Here is an 18,380-nt window from a genome sequence, read left to right on the forward strand (position 1 = left end):
GACGACGTCGAGAGCTTTTCGTCACTCGGTCTATGAAGGGCATTGTGCTGCGCCAAGCATCGTGCGTACCCGAAGAGGATGCTGCTGAACTGTGCTTTATGGGATCAAGGCGCGCCGCCGTCGGCGGCGCGCGGCGGGCCGGTCGCCTACCAGCGTGGCCCGCATCCATCCGGGCACGTCGGGCTCCCGCTTCGCTCCGCCCGCCGGCCACGGCGGCACGGCCCACGAGGCGGCACGGCAGCGCACCACCGACGGCGGCACCAGAACCACGAGCTACCAGCCGACACCAGTCGGGACGATCGCGCGGAGGAGCCAGCTGACAGAGCCGGGCACGGCGATCGACTGCCGCGACGGCTACGCCGCCTTGCCACCGAGCAACGACCCCAAGACAGCACGAAGGGCACCACCCCGACCCGCCATGATCAGTCACGGCCAGCGGCACCGCGTCAAGACGGGAAAGCATGTCTTGACCCAGCACCACTGACCGCGAGATCGGCTCAGTGTCGGGACGATGCCCAAGGTGCGGTTGGTCAGTTCCCAGGCCGTCCACAGGCCGTCGAACGTCAGAAAGCGCCGAGAACCACCGAGAACTGTCGAGACGCGTCGGCCCAGCTAGAAGCCAGATTCCAGCTCAAAGCGCCAGCTCGACAACACCCAGGTGAGAGATCACGCAGATCTACGAGGGCACGAACCAGATCCAGCGAGTTGTCATGTCGCGCGCCGTCCTGAACGGCTAGAGGTGACGAGCGGATTCCGTTGCTACAGCGACGAAATCCGCTCACGACCGATTTCCTCGAGTGGAACGACGGTGCACCCGCGCAGTTCCCGGATCAGAGCGGACGCGAGAACCCGTCGAACCATCGGATCGTCATAAGCGAAGTTCCCTGCGGTGACAGCCGCCGGTGCCAGCACACTGCGCTGGTAGAGCGCGCCGCGCACACCTGCGATCGAGGACTGCTTCACGCGTACGGCGACAGCTCCGCGCTGCAACGCCGGGCACAGCCGTCGTGCGAGCGGGACGCACGGCAGGCACATCGGCGGCTCCACGGCCGCCATTCCCTCCGGCCACCGCGGCCAGTCGTCGCGGTGATCCCGCTGAAGCCACAGAACGCCGTCGTCGTTTCGATCCGCAGGTCCACTACACACCTGGCACAGCAACAGTTCCATCGCTCGTCGTTGCCGCAGTGGATGAACCCTCGCGAACTCGGGTCGTCCAACTCGGTGGCGCGAGGCGGTCTGCCGCCACAGCACACCCCGTTGGTCGCGGTCGCTCAACAACTCGGTGGCGTATCCGATGCTGTGGTCAGGCCGCTCCACGAGCGTGCACTGCAAATCTTGTTCGGCGCTCCACGCGGTGATGTACGGCGCGATGCTGTCCGGCATGCCGACCCGCCTCTTCTGTACAGAACTTTCGGCGCAGTAAAGCGCAGTTCTGTGCAGAAGTGCAACGTCAGTCTTGCGAGCCGAACTTGTACTCGAGGACGTACGCGGCCGAGTCGAGGACCATCTCGGTGACCTCTACGGGCTGGTCATCGGCCGTGTACGCCGTTCGCACGATCAAGATCACCGGTGTGCCCTGAGCCAGGTCGAGAGCCTCGCGTTCGGACTCCTTGGGCATGCGGGTCCGCAGCTCTTCGCGGAACCTGACGGGTTCGTGGCCGAGCTCCCTGAGCCGGGCGTAGGCGCCACCGCCTCCGGTGTTGATCTCGGTGATCGCCGAGCCCGCGACGAGCGCCTCCGGGTAGTAGGACGTCGCAAGCTGAACGGGCTTGTCGTCGACCGCGTACCTGCGTCGCCGTGTCACGACCCGAGCGCCGTCGTCGAGGTTCAGCACCTCGGAGACCGGCGCGGGTGGAAGCTCCACATCGACCTCGACGCCCTCGGTCCTCGGGCGTGTGCCGACGTCGGTGGACCAGATCGGGCGGCCCGCTCCCCATGAAGTGCCGGCCTGCAAGCGATCTGGTGACACGCGCCTGATCGGCTTGAACTCGCGGACGAACGTGCCCGACCCGCGCTTGGCGACGATCAGGCCCTCGTTCTTCAGCACGTCCAACGCCCGGCGGGCGGTGGGCTGCTCCACGCCGTACCGGCTGGTGAGGTCGTTCTCGCCGGGAACCTTGCTACCGGGCGGCAGTTCGCCCGAGTCGATCTGCCGCCGGAGATCGTTCGCGATGTCCCGATAGCCAACGCGCCCTCGCCGGGCGTTGTCGGTCATGAGCCATCTCCTCAGCGTGGCCGCAGTTCTGTACAGCGACCAAGCTACCCGCTCGGGTCAGGCGGCAGATCGCTCGGCTCACGCGGCCACGCACGTCCCGATGGCCTCGCCCACCGCGCCCTTCGCGCCGAGAACGCAAGGCGACTCCGGCGTCAGCGACTTGTCCGAGAGCTGCTGCGCCCCGGCGAGCGCCGCGTTCGCCATCCGCAGGAAACTTCCGCTGCCCGCCGCGGCCTGCATCGCCGCCGAGCGTTCTTCCTCGGTGGTGCAGCTGATGTCTGTGCCGGGTTTGTCGACGCGTGGCAGCCACAGCGCCTTCGTGCCGGCGGGGCAGGGCTCGACCTGCCAGCGGGTGGCGGGTTCCGCCGCGTGGGCGAGAGGCGGTGTGGACATGGCGACACCGAGTGCGAGGGCCAGAGCCACGAGGAAACGTCCCATGGGCTCGAACGTAACCCCGCCCACCTGCCTCGACCGGGGGAACCGGGTGCCACGGCAGGTGATTACTGTCCGCCAACCCGCGCCAACAGGTCAGAGTGAGGCCAGGAACTCGCCCAGGCGCTCGTAGCTGCGGCCCGCGCCGTCCGCCATGCCCGTCGCCAGGACGGTGTCGCGGACCTCCTGCGACACCAGCGTCATGGTGGAGGTCATCGTCGTGCGGCCGTCCTCCTCGACGAACGACACGGTCGTCACCGCAGGCGGGTTGTCCTCGAAGTGCTCGGTGTTGACGATCCGCGAGAAAGGCGTGACCTCGGTGTACTCGCCGTGCATCTCGAACGCGCCCGAGCCGTCCGGCTGCGCCCAGCCGTAGCGCCACTTGCCGCCCACGCGCAGGTCCACCTCGCAGATCGGCATCTCCCAGCCGTCGGGGCCGAGCAGCCAGCGCTTCAACAACGAAGGGTCGGTGAAGGCCTTCCAGACCAACGAGGCCGGTGCGTCGAACGTGCGGGTCATCGCGATCTCCGTGTCGGACGGGAGCGTCACGGTGGTGCCGAACTTGGTCGTGGTCATTGCTCTGTCTCCTTCATCTCGGTCAAGAGCGCGTCCAGGCGTGCGTAGCTCGCATCCCAGAAGCGGCGGTAGTTCTCAGCCCACATGGCGACCTCCTTCAGGGGTGTCGCGTCGAGCAGGCAGGGGCGCCACTGGGCCTCCCTACCTCGGGTGATCAGGCCTGCCTTCTCCAGCACGCGCAGGTGCTTGGAGATCGCCGGGCCGCTGATGTCGAACGGCTCGGAGAGCTCCTTCACCGTCGCCGGGCCCTCGGTCAGCCGCGCGAGGATCGCCCGGCGGGTCGGGTCCGCCAGCGCGGCGAAGGTGGCGCTCAGCTGGTCCATCTCTTACCTAACCGCTTGGTTATCTAACCTCTGGGTTAAGTAAGCCGGACGGCCGCCTCGATGTCAAGGGCAACCGGTGAGGCCGTCTGTTCCGTCCTCACCGCATGAGCTGCCGAGTTCTCCTCGTCGTCGCCCTGCTGGCCGCTGGATGCGGGAACGGGTCCGCGGGAGGGGGAGAGCTGGTGGGTGGGGCGTTCCACTCCACGTCCGTCACCGAGCAGGGCAAGCCGCGTGCCCTGGTCGACGGGACGAGGGTGGAGCTGCGGTTCACCGACGACGGCCGGCTGCTCGCCCGCGCGGGCTGCAACCACATCCAGGGCCCGGTCTCGCTGGACGATGGGAAGCTCGCGGTGTCCGAGCTCGGCATGACCGCGATGGGATGTCCCGACGCCGATCTGCACACGCAGGACGAGTGGCTCTCGAACTTCCTGAGCTCCACGCCGTCGTGGCGGATGGACGGCGGGAACCTGGTGGTGACCGGGCAGGACACGGAGATCGTGCTCGCCAGGGAGACGCCCGCGACGCTCGAGAGCGGCAAGTGGACGGTCGACACGCTGATCACCGGCGACGCGTCGTCGTCCGTGCCGGGTGGAGTTGTTGCGACACTGGCGTTCCAGGACGGCAGGGTCGAGGTGTCGGCCGGGTGCAACGCCGGTTCTGCGCAGTACCGGGCGGAGGGGCAGAGGCTCACGTTCGACCGGCTGGTCCTGACGGACAAAGCCTGCGGCCAGGACGAAATGGCCGTCGAGAAGGCCGTGACCGACGCGGTGCAGGGGCAGGTCGCGTTCACAGTGGACGGTCAGACTCTGCGTCTGGTCAACGCCTCCGGCACGGGCATCGGGCTCAGGAAGTAGCGGAGGCCGGGTCGCGGACGATGCCCGCGACCCGGCCCCTCACACGGATCAGGACTCCCGCGCCGCCGCTACCCGCCGGGCCTGGACCTCTTCGAAGCCCACGCCCTGCTCCTCGCCGATCGGCACGGCCTTCCAGTGCTCACGCCCGGACTCGATGCGGTACAACGCGTCCGACCGCTCCCACCGCAGGCTCGTGGAGAAGAACTCCTCGGTCTCACCGCCCACGCGCACGACGAAGAACGGGTCCTCCACCGGGTGCGCGGACGTGACGATCGCGAAGTACTGGTAGCTCATGGAAATCCAATCTACTGACCGAACTCGGGGATCCGCACCGCACCGGTCGGGAACGGCACGTCGGCGAAGATCAGCTCGGCCTGCGCGATGGCGTGGTCGATCTCCAGCTGGGTCGTGCCGGGCACGCGGTGCAGCTCGTACCAGGGGTGCTCGACCGTCTTCGCGGACAGGCTCTTCGGCGTGTGGAACTGGAACTCGAAGACCTGACCGGTCGCCGGGTCCTTCCACACGCTGTTGATCCCGCGGTACTTGTCCACGTACCTGTTCTGCAGCCAGGAGTTCTTGACCTCCAGCTTCACGAACCCCTTCGCCTCCAGCGCCGCGATGCCCCGCTCGACGGCGGTGACGTAGGCGGCGTCGTCCGCGATCATCGTGTACCGGACGGCGTCCTTGACGTCACCGAGCACGACGCCGATGTCCGGGTTCTTGGTCAGCTTGTCGACGATCTTGCGCTTGAGGGAGTCCGCGCCCTTCACGCTGTACGCCAGGCCCTCCAGATCCACGCTCGGGAGGTCCCTCTTGATGGTCCCGACCAGGTCCTGCAGCTGCGGGGTGATCCTGGACTCCGCCTCGACGGCCTTGGCGCGGAACGCGTCGACGGCCTCGTTGTGGACCTTCTCCAGCCGGAGCGTCTGGCCGAACTCCTCCATCGTCCACACGCCGTCCTTGACGACGCCCTTCGGCGGGGTGAGCGGCTTGGGCGGCGGGAGCCGGTCCATCTGCTCGAACTTGAACGTCGCGTTCTCGAGCTTCGCCACCCCGTTCTCGATGGTGAGCTTGAGCTCGAGACCGTTCCTCGGCTCGATGCGCGCGATGGAGCCCTCCAGCCGGGACAGGTCGCCCTCGGCCCGCAACGAGATCGACTCCAGCTTGTAGAGCCTGCCGTCGATCACGGTGATCGCGCCGTCCAGCTTGGCGATGCCGTTCTCCACCCGCACGGAGAGGTTGAGGATCTCGCCCATGTTGCCGGGCAGCTTCGTGGGCAACGGGATGTCGTCCGCGAGCTTCACGACGAAACCGCTGAACTTCCCCACACCGCTCGCGAGCGCGGCCGTCGTCCTGGTGATCGACGAGGCGACCACGCCGAGGGCCTTCGACAGCGCACTGCCGCTGCCGCCGATCGGGGCGGTCGCCGCGGCGGCCACCACGTCGAACGCGGTCAGGCCGAACGCCTTGCCGGGGTTGTCGTGCCAGACGTCGAGGTGGATCAGCTTGTACGGGTTCTCGGTGAGGTCCTTGACGCCCGCCCAGATCTCGGCGCACGCGGGTGCGTAGGCCTGGATCCTGCTCTGCACGCCGCACTCGGCGAGCTTGACGATGCCGTTCCAGGTGTTCACCGCGCCCTCGGCGAAGCCCTTGGCCGCCTCGATCGCGAAGTCCTGGATCTTCTTCGTCGACTCCGTGAACCGCTGGCAGGCGGACTGGTCGCCGCCGTGGCACAGGATGGCGTCCCTGGCGTACTCGCCCGCGGCGTCCAGGGCCTTGCCGGCCGCCTCACCGGCCTTGCGCATCACCTCGAGGCACTCGGGTGACGACGAGTTCACCTTGCAGGCGACGACGCCCATGACGCCGTTGCGGAACTCGGTGTTGAGCTCGTCCTGCTTGCGCTGGGCCGCGTCCTGGGCCTGCTTCTGGGCCTCCTCCGCCCGCTTCTTCGCGTCGAGGAACTGGTCGAGGTGGGTGCCGACCTCGTCCGCGAACGTGTGGATCGCGGCCGTGGCCTTGATCGCCCACTGGTGGATCTGCTCGGCGGCCGCCGCTGCCTGACCGGCCGACTGCGCCGCGCTGGACGCGACCGCCGCGGCGTTGCCGGCACCGACGGCGTCGGAACGGGCCGACGACGCGTGCTGCGCCGCCGTCGAGGCTGCCGCGTGTGCGCCGGCGGCGTGCTGTGCCGCCTCGTTCGCCGCGTTGTGCGCGGTGACCGCGTACTGCGCGGCCTGGTTCGCCGAGGCCGCGGCACGGGCGGCGGCCTCGTAGGCGGGCTTGACGTCGGCGATGGCCCGGTCGGCCGCCTGCTGCGCCGCCGCAGCCGCCTGGGCGGCCTCTTCCGCCTTCTCCCGTGCGGAACGGGACTGCTCCTCGCCGATCAGCAACGCCTTGGCCGCGGTTTCCAGCGCGCGACGCGCGTCGCCGTTGATCCCCGCGTAGGGCCTCGCGATCACCTCGGCCATCCGCGCCGGGTCGATGATCATCGACGCGGACGCGGCCGCGGCGGAGGAAGCCCTGTCGGCGATGGACGACTGCCAGACCGCCGCGTTGGCCTCGGCGACGGTGGCCTCGGCCTCGAACCGGGTCTGGTCCGCGGACGCCTGCGTCGCCACGGCGACGTTGACGGCCTCGATCGCGAGCCGGTTCGCCTCGTCGGCGGCCCGGCGCGCGGTCACGGCCTCCTGGTCGGCACGTGCTGCCGCCGCACGGGCTTCGCGCGCCGCCGCGGCAGCGCGCTGGGCCTCGGCGTTCGCCGCCGCGGCGGCGGCACGGGCACGTCCGGCCCACGCCTCGGCCGCGTTGGCGTCGGCACGGGCCCGGCCCGCCGCCTCGGCGATGTCCTTCGTCGCCTCGTCCGCGTCCTTGCCCTGCTTGATCGCCTCTTCCCTGGCGGTCCGCAGCGCGCCCTCGACCTGCTCGGCGAAGGTGACCTTGCCGAAGCAGACCGACGTGGCCGTCTTGAGCTCACGCCCGGTCTTCGCGGCGGCGTCGATCGCCGCCTGTTCCCGGACGCTCGCGTCGACCGCGTCGCCGTGCGCCTTGACCGCCGACTGCGCCTTGCTGACCGCGTTCGACGCGGCGGACTGCGCGGTGAGACGGTGGTTGCGCGCGTTGACGGCGTGCTGGCGTGCCCTGGCGGCCGCGTTCTCCGCGATCACCTTCTGCTGGGCAGCCCGGTCACGCGAACCGATCGCGATGTCCTGCTGCTTGCGCGCCGCCTCCGCGAGGTCCGCGGCCTGAAGTGCCTGCCGCTCCGCCACTTCGCGGTACTTCCTGGCGTTGGCGGCGTGTTCCTGCGCGCCGGAGTTCGCGTCGAGCGCACGGCTGTCGGCGAGAGTGGCCTCGGTGGCGTGCTGCGCCGTCTCGGCCGCCTTCGACGCCGCCTCGACGGCACCGCCGATCGCGATGGTGACCTTGGCCCAGTCGAGGCCGTTGGTCATGCCGGTGTCGATCAGCCGCACGGCCGCGTTCTGCGCCTGTGCGGTCGCCTCGGCGGCGCTCATCGACGCCCTGGCACCGGTCTCGGCGTACCGGGTCGCCTCGACGCGCAGGGCGTCGAGATCGGCGTCGCGGCCCCGCTGCCCGTGCGCCCTGCCCGGCTTGTCCTCCTGGAGGATCTGGTCGGAGCGGTGAGCGGCCTTGGCGGCCATGTTCATGGCCATCGTGCCGTCGTCGAGCGCCTTGACCGCGGTGATGTTGGCGCGCAGGATCTCCGCCCGCGCGGTCGCGGCCGCCTCGCTGCGGCGGGCGAGCGCGTTCAGTTCGGTGATCGCGTTGTTGCGGTCGACCAGCGCCTGTTCGATGGTCGCCTTGAACGTCGCGTCCCGCCTGTTCGCCTCGGCGTACCCGGTGAGGTAGAACTCGCGGATCAGGGCGTAGTCGCCGCGCATGAGCAGCGGCTCACCCTCGAGCTTCACCTGCGGGCCGCCGTGCGCGACCATGTCGCGCACGCGAGCGATGACGCGGTCCCGTTCCGCCTTGTCGTCCTCCTCCTGCCGCTGGTCCTGCTTCAGGGCGATCTCGTGGCCGTAGGCCACGAAGTCCTTGATCGCCTGGTCACCGGCGTTCAGCGCGGCCTGCGCGCCCGCCTTGACGTTCGGGCCGCCGGTGCGCGCCCACTCCTCGACCTTGCGGCGGTTCTCGGCGGCCTCGGCCCGCTTGCGCTCCGCCGCCTTGGCCCTCGCCTCGGTCTCGCCGTGGTCGAGGAACCAGATCAGCCTTTCCTTGGTGTTCACGGCGAGTGCCGCCGTGGCCGCGTCGCGGACCTCGGCGTCCTCCGCGTGCTCGGCGATGTCCCGCACGAGCATCTTGTAGAACTCGTACTCCTCGTCCACCGGCTCGTTCGCCGAGGACGACTGCTGGAGCACCGGTGCGGGCTGCTGGGGCGCGGCCGTGGCGGGCAGGTTCCCGCCCACCAGCGCCAGCAGCACCGCGATGACGACAGCCGCGATCGACCGGCGCCGCGACAGGGCGGCGCTGGGTTGTGTTGTGCGCATGGTGTTAGTCGTCCCCCTGGTCGCGATCGACCGCCGCAAGGGCGTTCACGCGTGCTTGTGCGGCGATGCTCCGCCACGTGGCCGCCTGCTGCAGCGCCCACTCGGCCTCGTCGGCCCAGGACGCGTTGCGCCGGTCGGCACGGCCGAGCACGGCGGCCCAGTCCTGCTCCGTCTGCGCCGTTCGGGCGTGCTGGGCGACCGTCGCCCAGTTCGCCGCCTGCCTGTCCGCGTTGACCTTCTCGGCTGACCAGTCCACAGAGGACTGATCGGCCTGGCCCTCGATCTGGCGCCACGCCGCGATCGCGTCGGCACGCCACTTGCGGGCGAGCTCGCCGCTCGAGTCGCGTTCCGCCTTCTCCGCGGCGAGCGCCGCCTCGGTCAGCGAGCGGATCTTGCTGTGCCAGATGTCGTTCTGGTCGGACGTGGCGCGGCGGAACGCCTCGTCGTCGAGGTCGGCCCCGATTCCCCAGTGGTACTTGAAGAACAGCCCGATCGCGGTCTCGTCCCCGACGGACAGAGCACGGCTGGCCGCCGCACGGACCTGCGTGCCGGGGTCGTTCGCGGCGAGCTCGGCCACGTACGCGTGGTCCTCTCCCGCCATCCGCGCCAGCCGTTCCTCGTACTTGTTGTTGTTGACGCGGTCGAGCTCCTGAGCCCTGGCATATCCACCTTGGACGTACTCGGCCTGTGCCGCCGGTGTGTCCACCAGCGCCACGGCCGACGTCGCCCTCACCGCGCTTCCCGGCAACGAGAAGTCGTTGACGCGCTTGACGTACCTGTAGTTCCGATCGATCCGTTGTGCTGCCCGCGTCTTGGCGTTCGGGTACCCGACGGCCAGGAAGTCGACGAGAGCGGCCTCGCCCGCGCTGTCGCGCAGCGCGTTCCAGGCTTCCGCTCTGACCTCCGGCATCGCATCCCGCAGCGCCAGTCTCATGACGAAGTCACGCCGGAACGAGGCCAGGTCGACCTGGTCCGCGGCGATCGTCGTCGTGCCGGCGAGGGCAGCGGGAACTGTCGCCGAAACGACTGTTCCCACCGTGAGCGCGGCCCCCATGACCGCGCGCAAGAGCGCATGACGCCCCATGTTGTTCCCCCAGAACCCCAGTGACAATCAATGAGCAGAAGTGCTCAGTCTTTTCCTAACACGCATGTCAATCCGCTGCCGTTCGGCCTAAAAGGACGAGTTCGGTTGCCGTGGGGGAGATCGCGTGCTTACAGTGCGCGCTGGCACCTTGTGGGTACTGGGGCGGTGCCACGACTTGAATCTTGGGGGATTCACTTGTCCAGATCTGATCTGGCCGGCCGCGGCATGCGCAGATTCGCTGCATTCGCGGTAGCGGCCACCTTGGCGAGCGGTGTGGCCACCGCACCGGTCGCGACAGCCGCGCCCGCCGACCCGGCGTCCGCGTCGGCGTCCGCGGAGGCCGCGGTACCGGAGTCCACAACGGAGCAGCGCGAGCGTGCGGCCCGCGAGCTCAACATCATCCTCACGCCCGAGATGGCCGTGATGACCGACAAGAACTTCGTCATCACGTTGTGGCAGAAGGCTCGTGAGGGCAGCAACGTCAAGTCCGCCGCACTCGCGGCGTTCACCAACACCAGCGACGAGAACGCCTGCTACCGGTTCATCACCGCGGGCATCTTCGACGCGAGCGTCCTCGACCAGATCGAGGCCGGCAAGAAGGCGGAGCGCGACCGCCAGCGCCTCGCCGCGGCGGCCGAGATCGGCTGGACCGGCGTCACGCAGGCGCAGCTCGACGGTTCCCTGGAGAACTTCGTCTTCAAGCTGTGGGAGCACGCGGAGGACGGCAGCGACGTCAAGAAGGGTGCCGCCGTCGTCCTGAGGACCGGTGCGACCGACGAGCAGCGCCAGGAGTTCCTCGTCAACGGCATCTACACCGCGTCCCGCGCCGACAAGCAGCGCAAGATCGAGGAGGCGGAACGCCTCGAGCGCGAACGTCTCGAGCGCGAGGCGAACCGCCAGGCCAAGGAACAGGCCTGGGCCGCCGCGACGCAGTCGACCGCGACGGAGGAGCTGAAGAACCTCCCCGACCGCGAGTTCATCTACGAGATCATCCGGCGCACCAGGGGTGTGCAGGTGAAGGCCAAGGCGCAGACCGCGTACGAGAGCCGTGACCCCGCCGTGTGGAAGGAGTTCATCTTCACCGGCGTGCACGCGGCGCACCAGGCGGACATCGACGAGCAGGACCGCCTGGACAAGATCGAGGCGGAGCGCCAGATCCGCGTGATCCTGGACAAGGCGGTGGCCGACGGGTACCAGCCGCACCTCGTCGCCGCCGCCCGTGCCGCGCTGGCCGCGGGGACGAAGCTCGCCTACGACGAGTTCCTCAACACCGGTCAGCACGTCGCCGCGAAGAAGGACCTGATCAAGCCGGCGGCCAAGCGCGTGATCGAGCTCCAGGGCGTGCAGTCCGGCCGCTGCCTGCAGGTCGCGGGTCTGTGGGACACGCCGGGACAGGGTGCCAACGCCCCCGGAGCCGGCACCGAGCTGTGGGACTGCGTGCGCGGACCGAAGCAGGTCTGGGAGCTGCGCTGGAAGGCCGAGGGGCAGTACCAGCTGGTGAACCTCGGTTCCAAGCTGTGCCTGGACGTCAGCGGTGAGCAGGTCGTCCAGAACACCTGCAACGAGCACCCGAACCAGCGGTGGGAGTTCCTGGAGAACGCCAACGGCACCTTCCAGCTCAAGAACATCGGCACCGGCAAGTTCGCCACCGCGGCGGACAACGGCACCGCCAACGCCACGCTGGTCGTGCAGTACACCAACACCAACGCGATCAACCAGCAGTGGCGCATCATCGACCCGAACCACGTCTCGTGGACCAAGCAGATGACCCCGGGCACGATCCGCCTCAAGGGCGTCGAGTCCGGTCGCTGCCTCCAGGTCGCGGGCGTGTGGGACACGCCGGGTCAGGGCGCGCTCGCCGACTTCGCGGGCACCGAGATCTGGGACTGCGTCGGCGGCGACAAGATGACGTGGGACCTCATCGACCTCGGTGACAAGAAGTACGCGCTGAAGAACAAGATGTCGGGCAAGTGCCTCGACATCCCGTACGGCTCCATCGAGAGCGGAGCCGCGCTGATCCAGTACTCGTGCCACTACGGCGGAGTGCAGCAGTGGGTGTTCATCGAGGGTGACAACGGCAGCGTCGGCCTGGTGAGCGCGCTCACCGCCAAGTTCGCCGACGTGGAGTGGCGCAGGACCGCCAACGGTTCGGCGGTCGTGCAGGGCGACGGCAACGGCCAGACGAACCAGCGCTGGACCGTGCAGCAGCTGACCACCGCGTAAACCGGTCACGGTTGGTCGTGGGCCGTCATGCGGCCTACGACCAACCGTGAGCTGGGAGCCTAAGGGTTTCCTGTCCGAATCCTGTCGAAAGCATGAGGTCGTTCAAATCTGTACTAGCTTTGGTTCGGAGTTGAACGACCGACAGTGGACAGACAGGATCGGGGAGCAAGGAACATGGTCAAGGACGTAGCCGCCCTCATCGGCCGGATCGCCATCGGTGTCATCTTCATCGCGCACGGCTGGCAGAAGTTCACCGAGTTCGGCATGGCGGGCACGGCCGGGTCGTTCGACAAGATGGGTGTGCCGCTGCCCACGCTGTCCGCGTGGTTCGCCGCGTCCGTCGAGCTCGTCGGTGGCGTCGCGCTGATCGCCGGTGTCGCGCTGCCGGTCGTCGGCGTGCTGCTCGCCTTCGACATGGTGGGCGCCTGGATCATCGTCCACCTGCCCAACGGCCTCATCGGCGAGGGCGGTGCGGAGCTGGTGATCGCGCTCGGCGCGGCCGCGCTCGCGCTGGGCTTCAACGGCGGCGCCTACTCGCTGGACCGCGTGCTGTTCAAGAACAACAAGGTGCTCAACCCAGTTGCAGCGTGACCTTCTCGGCGTCCCGGCGCGCGGCCATCCGGCCCGCGTCGGGACTGCTGACCTGCACCAGCGAGCCACCGGCCGCGAGCACGGCGAGAAACCCTTCCAGCACAGCGGAAGGCGAGTCCCACTCCACAGTGGACAGCGCGCGCGGCTCGTCGCCCAGCTTCGCGCCGAGCTCCCGTGCCGCCGCCACGACCTCGTCCACACCGGAGTCACCGAGTGCGGGGGAGGAGCCGGCGACCGGTTCCCACGGCATGAAGTCGTCGCCGTGCACGCGCACGTCGTCGGCGTAGTCGACCGGGGCGCCGGACCCGAGTCCCATGGGGTGCAACGAGGCCACGGCCACGACGTCCGCGTCCGCCGTGCCACCGGGCGGCACGATCGCCACCTTCGCGTTCTCACCCGAGCCGGAGCCGACCACGACGCGGGCACCGCACCACCAGGCACCCAGCAGGATGCCCGCGGTCTGCCAGTGCGCGGGCAGCAGCACCGCCACCGTGTCGCCCGGCTCGACGTCGTGCTCGTCACGCAGCCAGTTCGCGGTCTTCGCGGCCCAGTTCTTCACCGTGGCGCGGGACAGCTCGACCCGCGTGCCCGCCGCGTCGTCGTAGTGCGTGATCAGCGGACGGCCGGAGTCGGCCTTCAGCAGGGGCGTGAAGAGGATCTCGGTCACGCTCACGCGATACTCCTAGTCAACGCAGGGCACATCCTGTCGGGCCGCCTCGACGGCGGGGAAGCCGTCGAGCGAGAGCAGCTTCCCAGGGCCGAACCGCGGCGGCGACGTGGGGGTCGTCGAGGACGGGACGGGCTTCGGCGTCTCGCCGATCAGCTGCGCCACCCACGCCTTCACCGCCTCGCGGTCGACCGTGACCACGCTCTGGCCGCGCTCGTTGCGCGCGTCGATGCTCGTCACCGGGATCGTGGCGAACTCCACGTTGCCCGACGCGAGGCCCTGCGCCTGCGCCGCCAGCGTCGCGAGGTCGAGCTTCTCGTCCACGACGACGGACTTGGACACCGCGTCCAGCAGGCCGTTCATCCTGCCGGGGTCGGTGAACGTGCCGGCGGACAGCAGCTGCTTCATCGCCTGCGACATGAACACCTGCTGCCGCGCGATGCGACCGAGGTCACCACCGGGCATGTTCCGCTGCCGCACGAACGACAGCGCGTCACCGCCCGAGATCGTCTGCGGTCCCGCGCGGAAGTTCGCGCCGGAGTTCGGGTCCGACGTGCCGGCCCTCAGGCACACCTGCACGCCACCGATGACCTCGGTCAGCAGGTAGAAGCCGTAGAGGTTGATCTCCGCGTAGTGGTCGACGCGCATGCCCGTGAGGTCCTGCACGGCCTGCACCAACGCCCTGCGGCCCGCCTCGTCGGACTTGCGCTCGCGCTCCGCCTGGTCGCTCACGCCCTCGGCCTGCAGCCGTTCGGCCGTGAGGTACTTCACTGCGCCGTACGCTGAGTTGATCTTGTCCTCGCGGTAGCCGGCGATCGGGACGTACGTGTCGCGCGGGATGGAGATCGCGCTCGCCTTGCCGCCGTCGCGCGGGACGCGCATCACGATGATCGTGTCCGTGTTCACCGTGTCCGTGCCCTCGGTGCGCAGCTTGCGCAACACGTCCGCGGGGAGTGGCCGGCCCTGCGCGTCCGTCCGGCTGTCGCTGCCCACCAGCAGGATGTCGACCGCGCCGTCCTCGACGGGCGGCGAGTTCGGGATGTCCTCCAGGACCTCGAGGATCTGCGTGGTGTTGGTGTTCTGCTTGACCAGGCGCAGTGCGGTCCAGAAGTAGCCGGAGAGAGCCAACGTTGTCACGGCGACGAGCGCGACGACCGTCCGGCCGGTGACCAGTGCGGTCTTCTTCGCGCGTGCGGCGGCGCTCAACGTCGGTCCTCCAGATGCTGAATGTGCTCTCTCAGCGTAACTATCGGAGGGCCGTTACGCCGGGGAGCTCAGTTCACGCAGACCAGGCCACCCGCCGTGATCGGCGGGGTGCTGCTCGTCACGGGAGGGGACGGAGTGCCGGGTGCGTTCTGGGGATCGACGTCCTCCGTGTCGTCCAGCGACCGGTAGTCCGTTCCGACCAGCACCTGCACCTGTCCCTTGGGGACGGACGCGCTCTCCTCGACCCCGATGTCCTGCCCGAGCTCCGTCGCGACCTTGCGCGCCGAGCCCTCCTCGCCGGCGGCGTACCGCACGACGGTGGTGTCGCTGAGCTGCGCCGAGCCCAGCGCGCCGCGCTGGAAGCCCTTGGCGGACAGCGTGTTCATCACCTGGGTCGCGAGTCCCTGCACGTTCGCCGCGTTGAGCACCTGCACGGTGATCGACGTGGCGGGGGGAGCGGGCGGCGTGGTCGTCGTCGGCGCGGAGGCGCTCGTCGACGGCTTCTCCGCGGCGAGGCTGGTGAGGAACTTGCGCACCTCGGCGGGGTTCACCGGTAAGACGTTGCCGTCGCTGTAGGTGTCCGTCGGCTCACCTACGGGGATCGTCTTGAACTCGAAGTTGCCGCCCACCAGGCCCTGCATCTGCTCGGCGAACGTCGTGATGTCCCAGCCGGTGCTGAGGATCACGGACCTCTGCACGGCCGCGACGAGCCCGTTGAGCTTGCTCGGGTCGGTGAGCGTGCCGGTCGACAGCACCTTCTTCGCCAGCGCGCCGATGAACACCTGCTGCCGCACGATGCGGTCGAGGTCGCCGCCGGGAAGGCCCTTGCGCTGCCGCACGAACGACAGCGCCCGCGCGCCCTCGATCGTCTGCGTGCCCGCCTGGAAGTTCGCGCCGGAGTCGCTGTCGAAGGTGGGCTCCTTCACGCACACCTCGACGCCGCCGATGGCCGTGGTGACCTCGTAGAAGCTCGCCAGGTTCACCTCGGCGTAGCGGTCGATGCGCACCTGGTTGCCGGACAGGCCCTCGATCGTCTTGATCAGCGTCTTGCGGCCGGCGGCCATGGACTCGGTGCGGATGCGCTGCTCGTCCGTCACGCCCTGTGCCCGCAGCTCCTGGTCGACGGTGTTGCGCTGGCGGGCGAACGCCGAGTTGAGCTTGTGCTTGCCGAACCCGTCCGCCATCTCGACGTAGGAGTCGCGGGGGAACGAGATCGCGACCGCGCGCGTGCCGTCCACCGGGATGTGCACGAGGATCATCGTGTCGGTGTTCTGCTCGCCGTCGGCGACGCCGCCGTTGAGCAGTGCCAGCGCTTCCTCCGACAGCGGGTTGCCCTGCGAGTCCGTGCGGCTGTCGATGCCGACGAGGAGGATGTCGACGGCGCCGTCGAGCGGCTTGGGACCCTGCTCGGTCAGCTCCTCGGAGATGACCTCGGTCTTCACGATCCCGTCGTCCGCGGCCCGCAGCTTGGTCCAGCCGTACGACGTGACGAGGAGCACAGCGGCCGAGACGAGCGCGATGAAGATCCTTCCTGTCACCAGGAAGGCGCGGAAAGCCGCCGACGGCCGGGCACCGACCGCCCTGACCGGCAGACTTCTGCCTTCCACAACCGTTTCCTCCCCCACCACACCGAGTTTAGTCGTTTATAGGACACACGACGTGACGTTGCTGTGGGTTGCAGCGATTACGTACATGACAGACTGCGAGCGGGGATCACCTCGGGAGGAAATGGCATGCGTGTACTGGTGACAGGTGGGGCCGGGTTCATCGGCTCGCACTACGTGCGGGAGTTGGTGAGCGGGTCCTACCCGGCGTTCGCCGGTGCCGAAGTGGTGGTGCTCGACAAGCTCACCTACGCGGGCAGCGAGACCAACCTCGCCGCGGTCGCGGGCAAGTTCGAGTTCGTGCGCGGCGACATCTGCGACGCGGCCGTGGTCGAGGAGCAGATGCGGGGTGTCGACGTCGTCGTGCACTTCGCCGCCGAGTCGCACGTCGACCGCTCCATCACGGGGTCGGCCGACTTCGTGCTGACGAACGTCCTCGGCACGCAGACCCTGTTGCAGGGCGCACTGAACGCGGGTGTCGGCCGGTTCGTCCACGTCTCGACGGACGAGGTCTACGGCTCGATCGAAGACGGTTCGTGGTCGGAGGAACACGTTCTGGAGCCGAACTCGCCGTACTCGGCGTCGAAGGCTTCTTCCGACTTGCTCGCACGTGCGTTCCACCGCACTCACGGACTGCCGGTCAGCATCACTCGGTGTTCGAACAACTACGGGCCGTACCAGTTCCCGGAAAAAGTCATCCCGCTCTTCGTCACGAACCTGATCGACGGCAAGAAGGTTCCCCTCTACGGCGACGGCCTCAACGTCCGCGACTGGCTGCACGTGGACGACCACTGCCGCGGCATCCAGCTCGTCGCCGAGGCCGGCAGGCCCGGTGAGATCTACAACATCGGCGGTGGCACCGAGCTCACCAACCGCGAGCTGACGGAGAAGCTGCTCGTCGCCACGGGTCGCGACTGGTCGTTCGTCGAGCCGTGGGAGGACCGCAAGGGCCACGACCGCCGCTACTCGGTCGACATCTCCAAGATCGCCTCCGAGCTGGGCTACGCGCCGCGGGTCGACTTCGCCGTCGGCCTCGCGGACACCGTCGAGTGGTACCGCGAGAACCGCGCCTGGTGGGAGCCGCTCAAGGAGCGCGCCCAGTTGGCGAAGGGCTGAGCGTTGATCCTCGTTCCCGGTGGCCGTGGCCAGCTCGGCCACGACCTCGCCACCCTGTCCTCCGACGTCCGCGCGGTGTCCTCCGCCGAGCTGGACGTGACCTCGGTGACCACCGCGGACCTCGCCGGAGCCTCCGCGGTGATCAACTGCGCCGCGTACACCGCCGTGGACGCGGCCGAGACCGACGAGGAACGCGCGTTCGCGGTCAACGCCGTCGGTCCCGGTCTGCTGGCGGAGGCGTGCGCTTCCGCCGGCATCCCGTTGATCCACGTCTCGACCGACTACGTGTTCTCCGGTGACGGGACGCGGCCGTACGAGCCGTCCGACCCCGTCGGCCCGAAGACCGCGTACGGCCGCACGAAACTCGAAGGCGAACGCCGCGTGCTGGAGGCGGGCGGCTGGGTCGTGCGCACCGCGTGGGTCTACGGCGTGCACGGCGCGAACTTCGTGAAGACCATGGCATCACTGGAGTCCTCGCGGCCATCTCTGTCCGTTGTGGACGATCAGACCGGCTCGCCGACGTGGTCGCACGACCTGGCGGCCGGGCTCCTGGAGCTGGCCTCGGTGCTGCCGTCGCAGCGGTTGCTGCACGCGACGGGCGCCGGCGAGACGACGTGGTTCGGCTTCGCACAAGCGATCTTCGAGGAACTGGGCGCCGATCCGGACCGCGTGCGGCCCTGTTCGACGGCCGAGTTCCCGCGTCCCGCGCCGCGTCCCGCGCCGCGTCCCGCCTACTCCGTGCTGTCCGGCGAAGCTTGGGCAGCAGCGGGGCTGCGCCCGTTGCCGCACTGGCGGAGCGCCCTTTCGGAGGCTTTCCGGACAGGAGTGGTCGCTCCCCGCACGGCTGCTGCGCCATTGGAGTGACCGGTCTGGCACGGCCGTCGCAAGTGGGGGAACCTGTTCGCCATGTTCGATTCCGGGCGCGACACCCAGCGGCCCGCGACAACGGATTCCGACCGGCAGCGCTTCCTGAAGCGCGCCGCTGTT

General features: G+C 69.1%; 16 protein-coding genes. 5 read left to right on the plus strand and 11 right to left on the minus strand.

Annotated elements, in window-relative coordinates; translation table 11 throughout:
• Positions 1-759: 759 nt before the first annotated feature.
• The 5 genes from VM306_RS14230 to VM306_RS14250 all read right to left on the minus strand — a co-directional run bounded on the left by VM306_RS14230 (position 760) and on the right by VM306_RS14250 (position 3,546).
• A complete protein-coding gene (locus tag VM306_RS14230; protein ID WP_325515134.1) occupies positions 760-1,383 on the minus strand; it encodes a hypothetical protein in 624 nt (207 codons plus the stop codon).
• Positions 1,384-1,450: 67 nt separating this feature from the next.
• Complete coding sequence (locus tag VM306_RS14235) at positions 1,451-2,215, minus strand: GntR family transcriptional regulator (protein WP_325515136.1); 765 nt, start codon at positions 2,213-2,215, stop codon at positions 1,451-1,453.
• A 78-nt stretch (positions 2,216-2,293) separates the two neighbouring features.
• Positions 2,294-2,653 carry a hypothetical protein gene (locus tag VM306_RS14240; RefSeq protein ID WP_325515138.1) on the minus strand — a complete coding sequence of 120 codons (360 nt, stop codon included), beginning with the start codon at positions 2,651-2,653 and terminating at the stop codon, positions 2,294-2,296.
• Between the two features lie 90 nt (positions 2,654-2,743).
• Positions 2,744-3,223 (minus strand): SRPBCC family protein, encoded by a 480-nt coding sequence (locus VM306_RS14245; protein ID WP_325515140.1) that lies wholly within the window; start codon positions 3,221-3,223, stop codon positions 2,744-2,746.
• Entirely contained in the window at positions 3,220-3,546 is a 327-nt protein-coding gene (locus VM306_RS14250; RefSeq protein WP_325515142.1) for a metalloregulator ArsR/SmtB family transcription factor, read from the minus strand. Before VM306_RS14250 ends, VM306_RS14245 begins: the two co-directional genes overlap by 4 nt.
• A gap of 104 nt (positions 3,547-3,650) precedes the next feature.
• Here VM306_RS14250 and VM306_RS14255 point away from each other — a divergent pair, with 104 nt between their 5' ends.
• A complete protein-coding gene (locus VM306_RS14255) occupies positions 3,651-4,400 on the plus strand; it encodes an META domain-containing protein (protein WP_325515144.1) in 750 nt (249 codons plus the stop codon).
• 48 nt (positions 4,401-4,448) lie between these two features.
• Here VM306_RS14255 and VM306_RS14260 read toward each other — a convergent pair whose 3' ends face one another.
• The 3 genes from VM306_RS14260 to VM306_RS14270 are packed head-to-tail and all read right to left on the minus strand — an operon-like array spanning position 4,449 to position 9,938.
• Positions 4,449-4,694 (minus strand): hypothetical protein, encoded by a 246-nt coding sequence (locus VM306_RS14260; RefSeq protein WP_325515146.1) that lies wholly within the window; start codon positions 4,692-4,694, stop codon positions 4,449-4,451.
• 11 nt (positions 4,695-4,705) lie between these two features.
• Positions 4,706-8,902 (minus strand): hypothetical protein, encoded by a 4,197-nt coding sequence (locus VM306_RS14265; RefSeq protein ID WP_325515148.1) that lies wholly within the window; start codon positions 8,900-8,902, stop codon positions 4,706-4,708.
• A 4-nt stretch (positions 8,903-8,906) separates the two neighbouring features.
• Positions 8,907-9,938, minus strand: coding sequence for a hypothetical protein (locus tag VM306_RS14270; RefSeq protein WP_325515150.1), 1,032 nt, complete (start codon positions 9,936-9,938; stop codon positions 8,907-8,909).
• A 321-nt stretch (positions 9,939-10,259) separates the two neighbouring features.
• On the opposite strand from VM306_RS14270, the gene VM306_RS14275 reads away from it, so the two are divergent.
• The gene (locus VM306_RS14275; RefSeq protein ID WP_325515152.1) at positions 10,260-12,209 is read left to right on the plus strand and encodes an RICIN domain-containing protein; all 1,950 of its coding nucleotides are present in this window, start codon (positions 10,260-10,262) and stop codon (positions 12,207-12,209) included.
• A gap of 174 nt (positions 12,210-12,383) precedes the next feature.
• Positions 12,384-12,800, plus strand: a complete 417-nt coding sequence (locus VM306_RS14280) for a DoxX family protein (RefSeq protein ID WP_325515154.1) — start codon at positions 12,384-12,386, stop codon at positions 12,798-12,800.
• On the opposite strand, the gene VM306_RS14285 is transcribed toward VM306_RS14280, so the two are convergent.
• The 3 genes from VM306_RS14285 to VM306_RS14295 all read right to left on the minus strand — a co-directional run bounded on the left by VM306_RS14285 (position 12,781) and on the right by VM306_RS14295 (position 16,280).
• Positions 12,781-13,473, minus strand: coding sequence for a TIGR03089 family protein (locus VM306_RS14285; protein WP_325515156.1), 693 nt, complete (start codon positions 13,471-13,473; stop codon positions 12,781-12,783). The genes VM306_RS14280 and VM306_RS14285 overlap by 20 nt on opposite strands.
• Positions 13,474-13,482: 9 nt before the next feature.
• On the minus strand, positions 13,483-14,673 hold the full coding sequence (locus VM306_RS14290) for an LCP family protein (protein WP_325515160.1): 1,191 nt from the start codon (positions 14,671-14,673) through the stop codon (positions 13,483-13,485).
• Between the two features lie 68 nt (positions 14,674-14,741).
• Positions 14,742-16,280 carry an LCP family protein gene (locus VM306_RS14295; RefSeq protein ID WP_325515163.1) on the minus strand — a complete coding sequence of 513 codons (1,539 nt, stop codon included), beginning with the start codon at positions 16,278-16,280 and terminating at the stop codon, positions 14,742-14,744.
• Between the two features lie 126 nt (positions 16,281-16,406).
• Here VM306_RS14295 and rfbB point away from each other — a divergent pair, with 126 nt between their 5' ends.
• Positions 16,407-17,393 carry a dTDP-glucose 4,6-dehydratase gene (gene rfbB, locus VM306_RS14300; RefSeq protein WP_325515165.1) on the plus strand — a complete coding sequence of 329 codons (987 nt, stop codon included), beginning with the start codon at positions 16,407-16,409 and terminating at the stop codon, positions 17,391-17,393.
• 3 nt (positions 17,394-17,396) lie between these two features.
• Positions 17,397-18,257, plus strand: a complete 861-nt coding sequence (gene rfbD, locus VM306_RS14305; protein WP_325515167.1) for a dTDP-4-dehydrorhamnose reductase — start codon at positions 17,397-17,399, stop codon at positions 18,255-18,257.
• The last annotated feature ends 123 nt before the right edge of the window (positions 18,258-18,380 follow it).

Origin of the sequence: Lentzea sp. (assembly GCF_035525475.1) — a bacterium.
GTDB lineage: Bacteria > Actinomycetota > Actinomycetes > Mycobacteriales > Pseudonocardiaceae > Lentzea.

Coding starts and splice junctions, on each gene's coding strand:
- VM306_RS14230 (WP_325515134.1), bottom strand. CDS start 1,383: ATGCCGGACAGCATCGCGCCGTACATCACCGCGTGGAGCGCCGAACAA.
- VM306_RS14235 (WP_325515136.1), bottom strand. CDS start 2,215: ATGACCGACAACGCCCGGCGAGGGCGCGTTGGCTATCGGGACATCGCG.
- VM306_RS14240 (WP_325515138.1), bottom strand. CDS start 2,653: ATGGGACGTTTCCTCGTGGCTCTGGCCCTCGCACTCGGTGTCGCCATG.
- VM306_RS14245 (WP_325515140.1), bottom strand. CDS start 3,223: ATGACCACGACCAAGTTCGGCACCACCGTGACGCTCCCGTCCGACACG.
- VM306_RS14250 (WP_325515142.1), bottom strand. CDS start 3,546: ATGGACCAGCTGAGCGCCACCTTCGCCGCGCTGGCGGACCCGACCCGC.
- VM306_RS14255 (WP_325515144.1), top strand. CDS start 3,651: ATGAGCTGCCGAGTTCTCCTCGTCGTCGCCCTGCTGGCCGCTGGATGC.
- VM306_RS14260 (WP_325515146.1), bottom strand. CDS start 4,694: ATGAGCTACCAGTACTTCGCGATCGTCACGTCCGCGCACCCGGTGGAG.
- VM306_RS14265 (WP_325515148.1), bottom strand. CDS start 8,902: ATGCGCACAACACAACCCAGCGCCGCCCTGTCGCGGCGCCGGTCGATC.
- VM306_RS14280 (WP_325515154.1), top strand. CDS start 12,384: ATGGTCAAGGACGTAGCCGCCCTCATCGGCCGGATCGCCATCGGTGTC.
- rfbB (WP_325515165.1), top strand. CDS start 16,407: ATGCGTGTACTGGTGACAGGTGGGGCCGGGTTCATCGGCTCGCACTAC.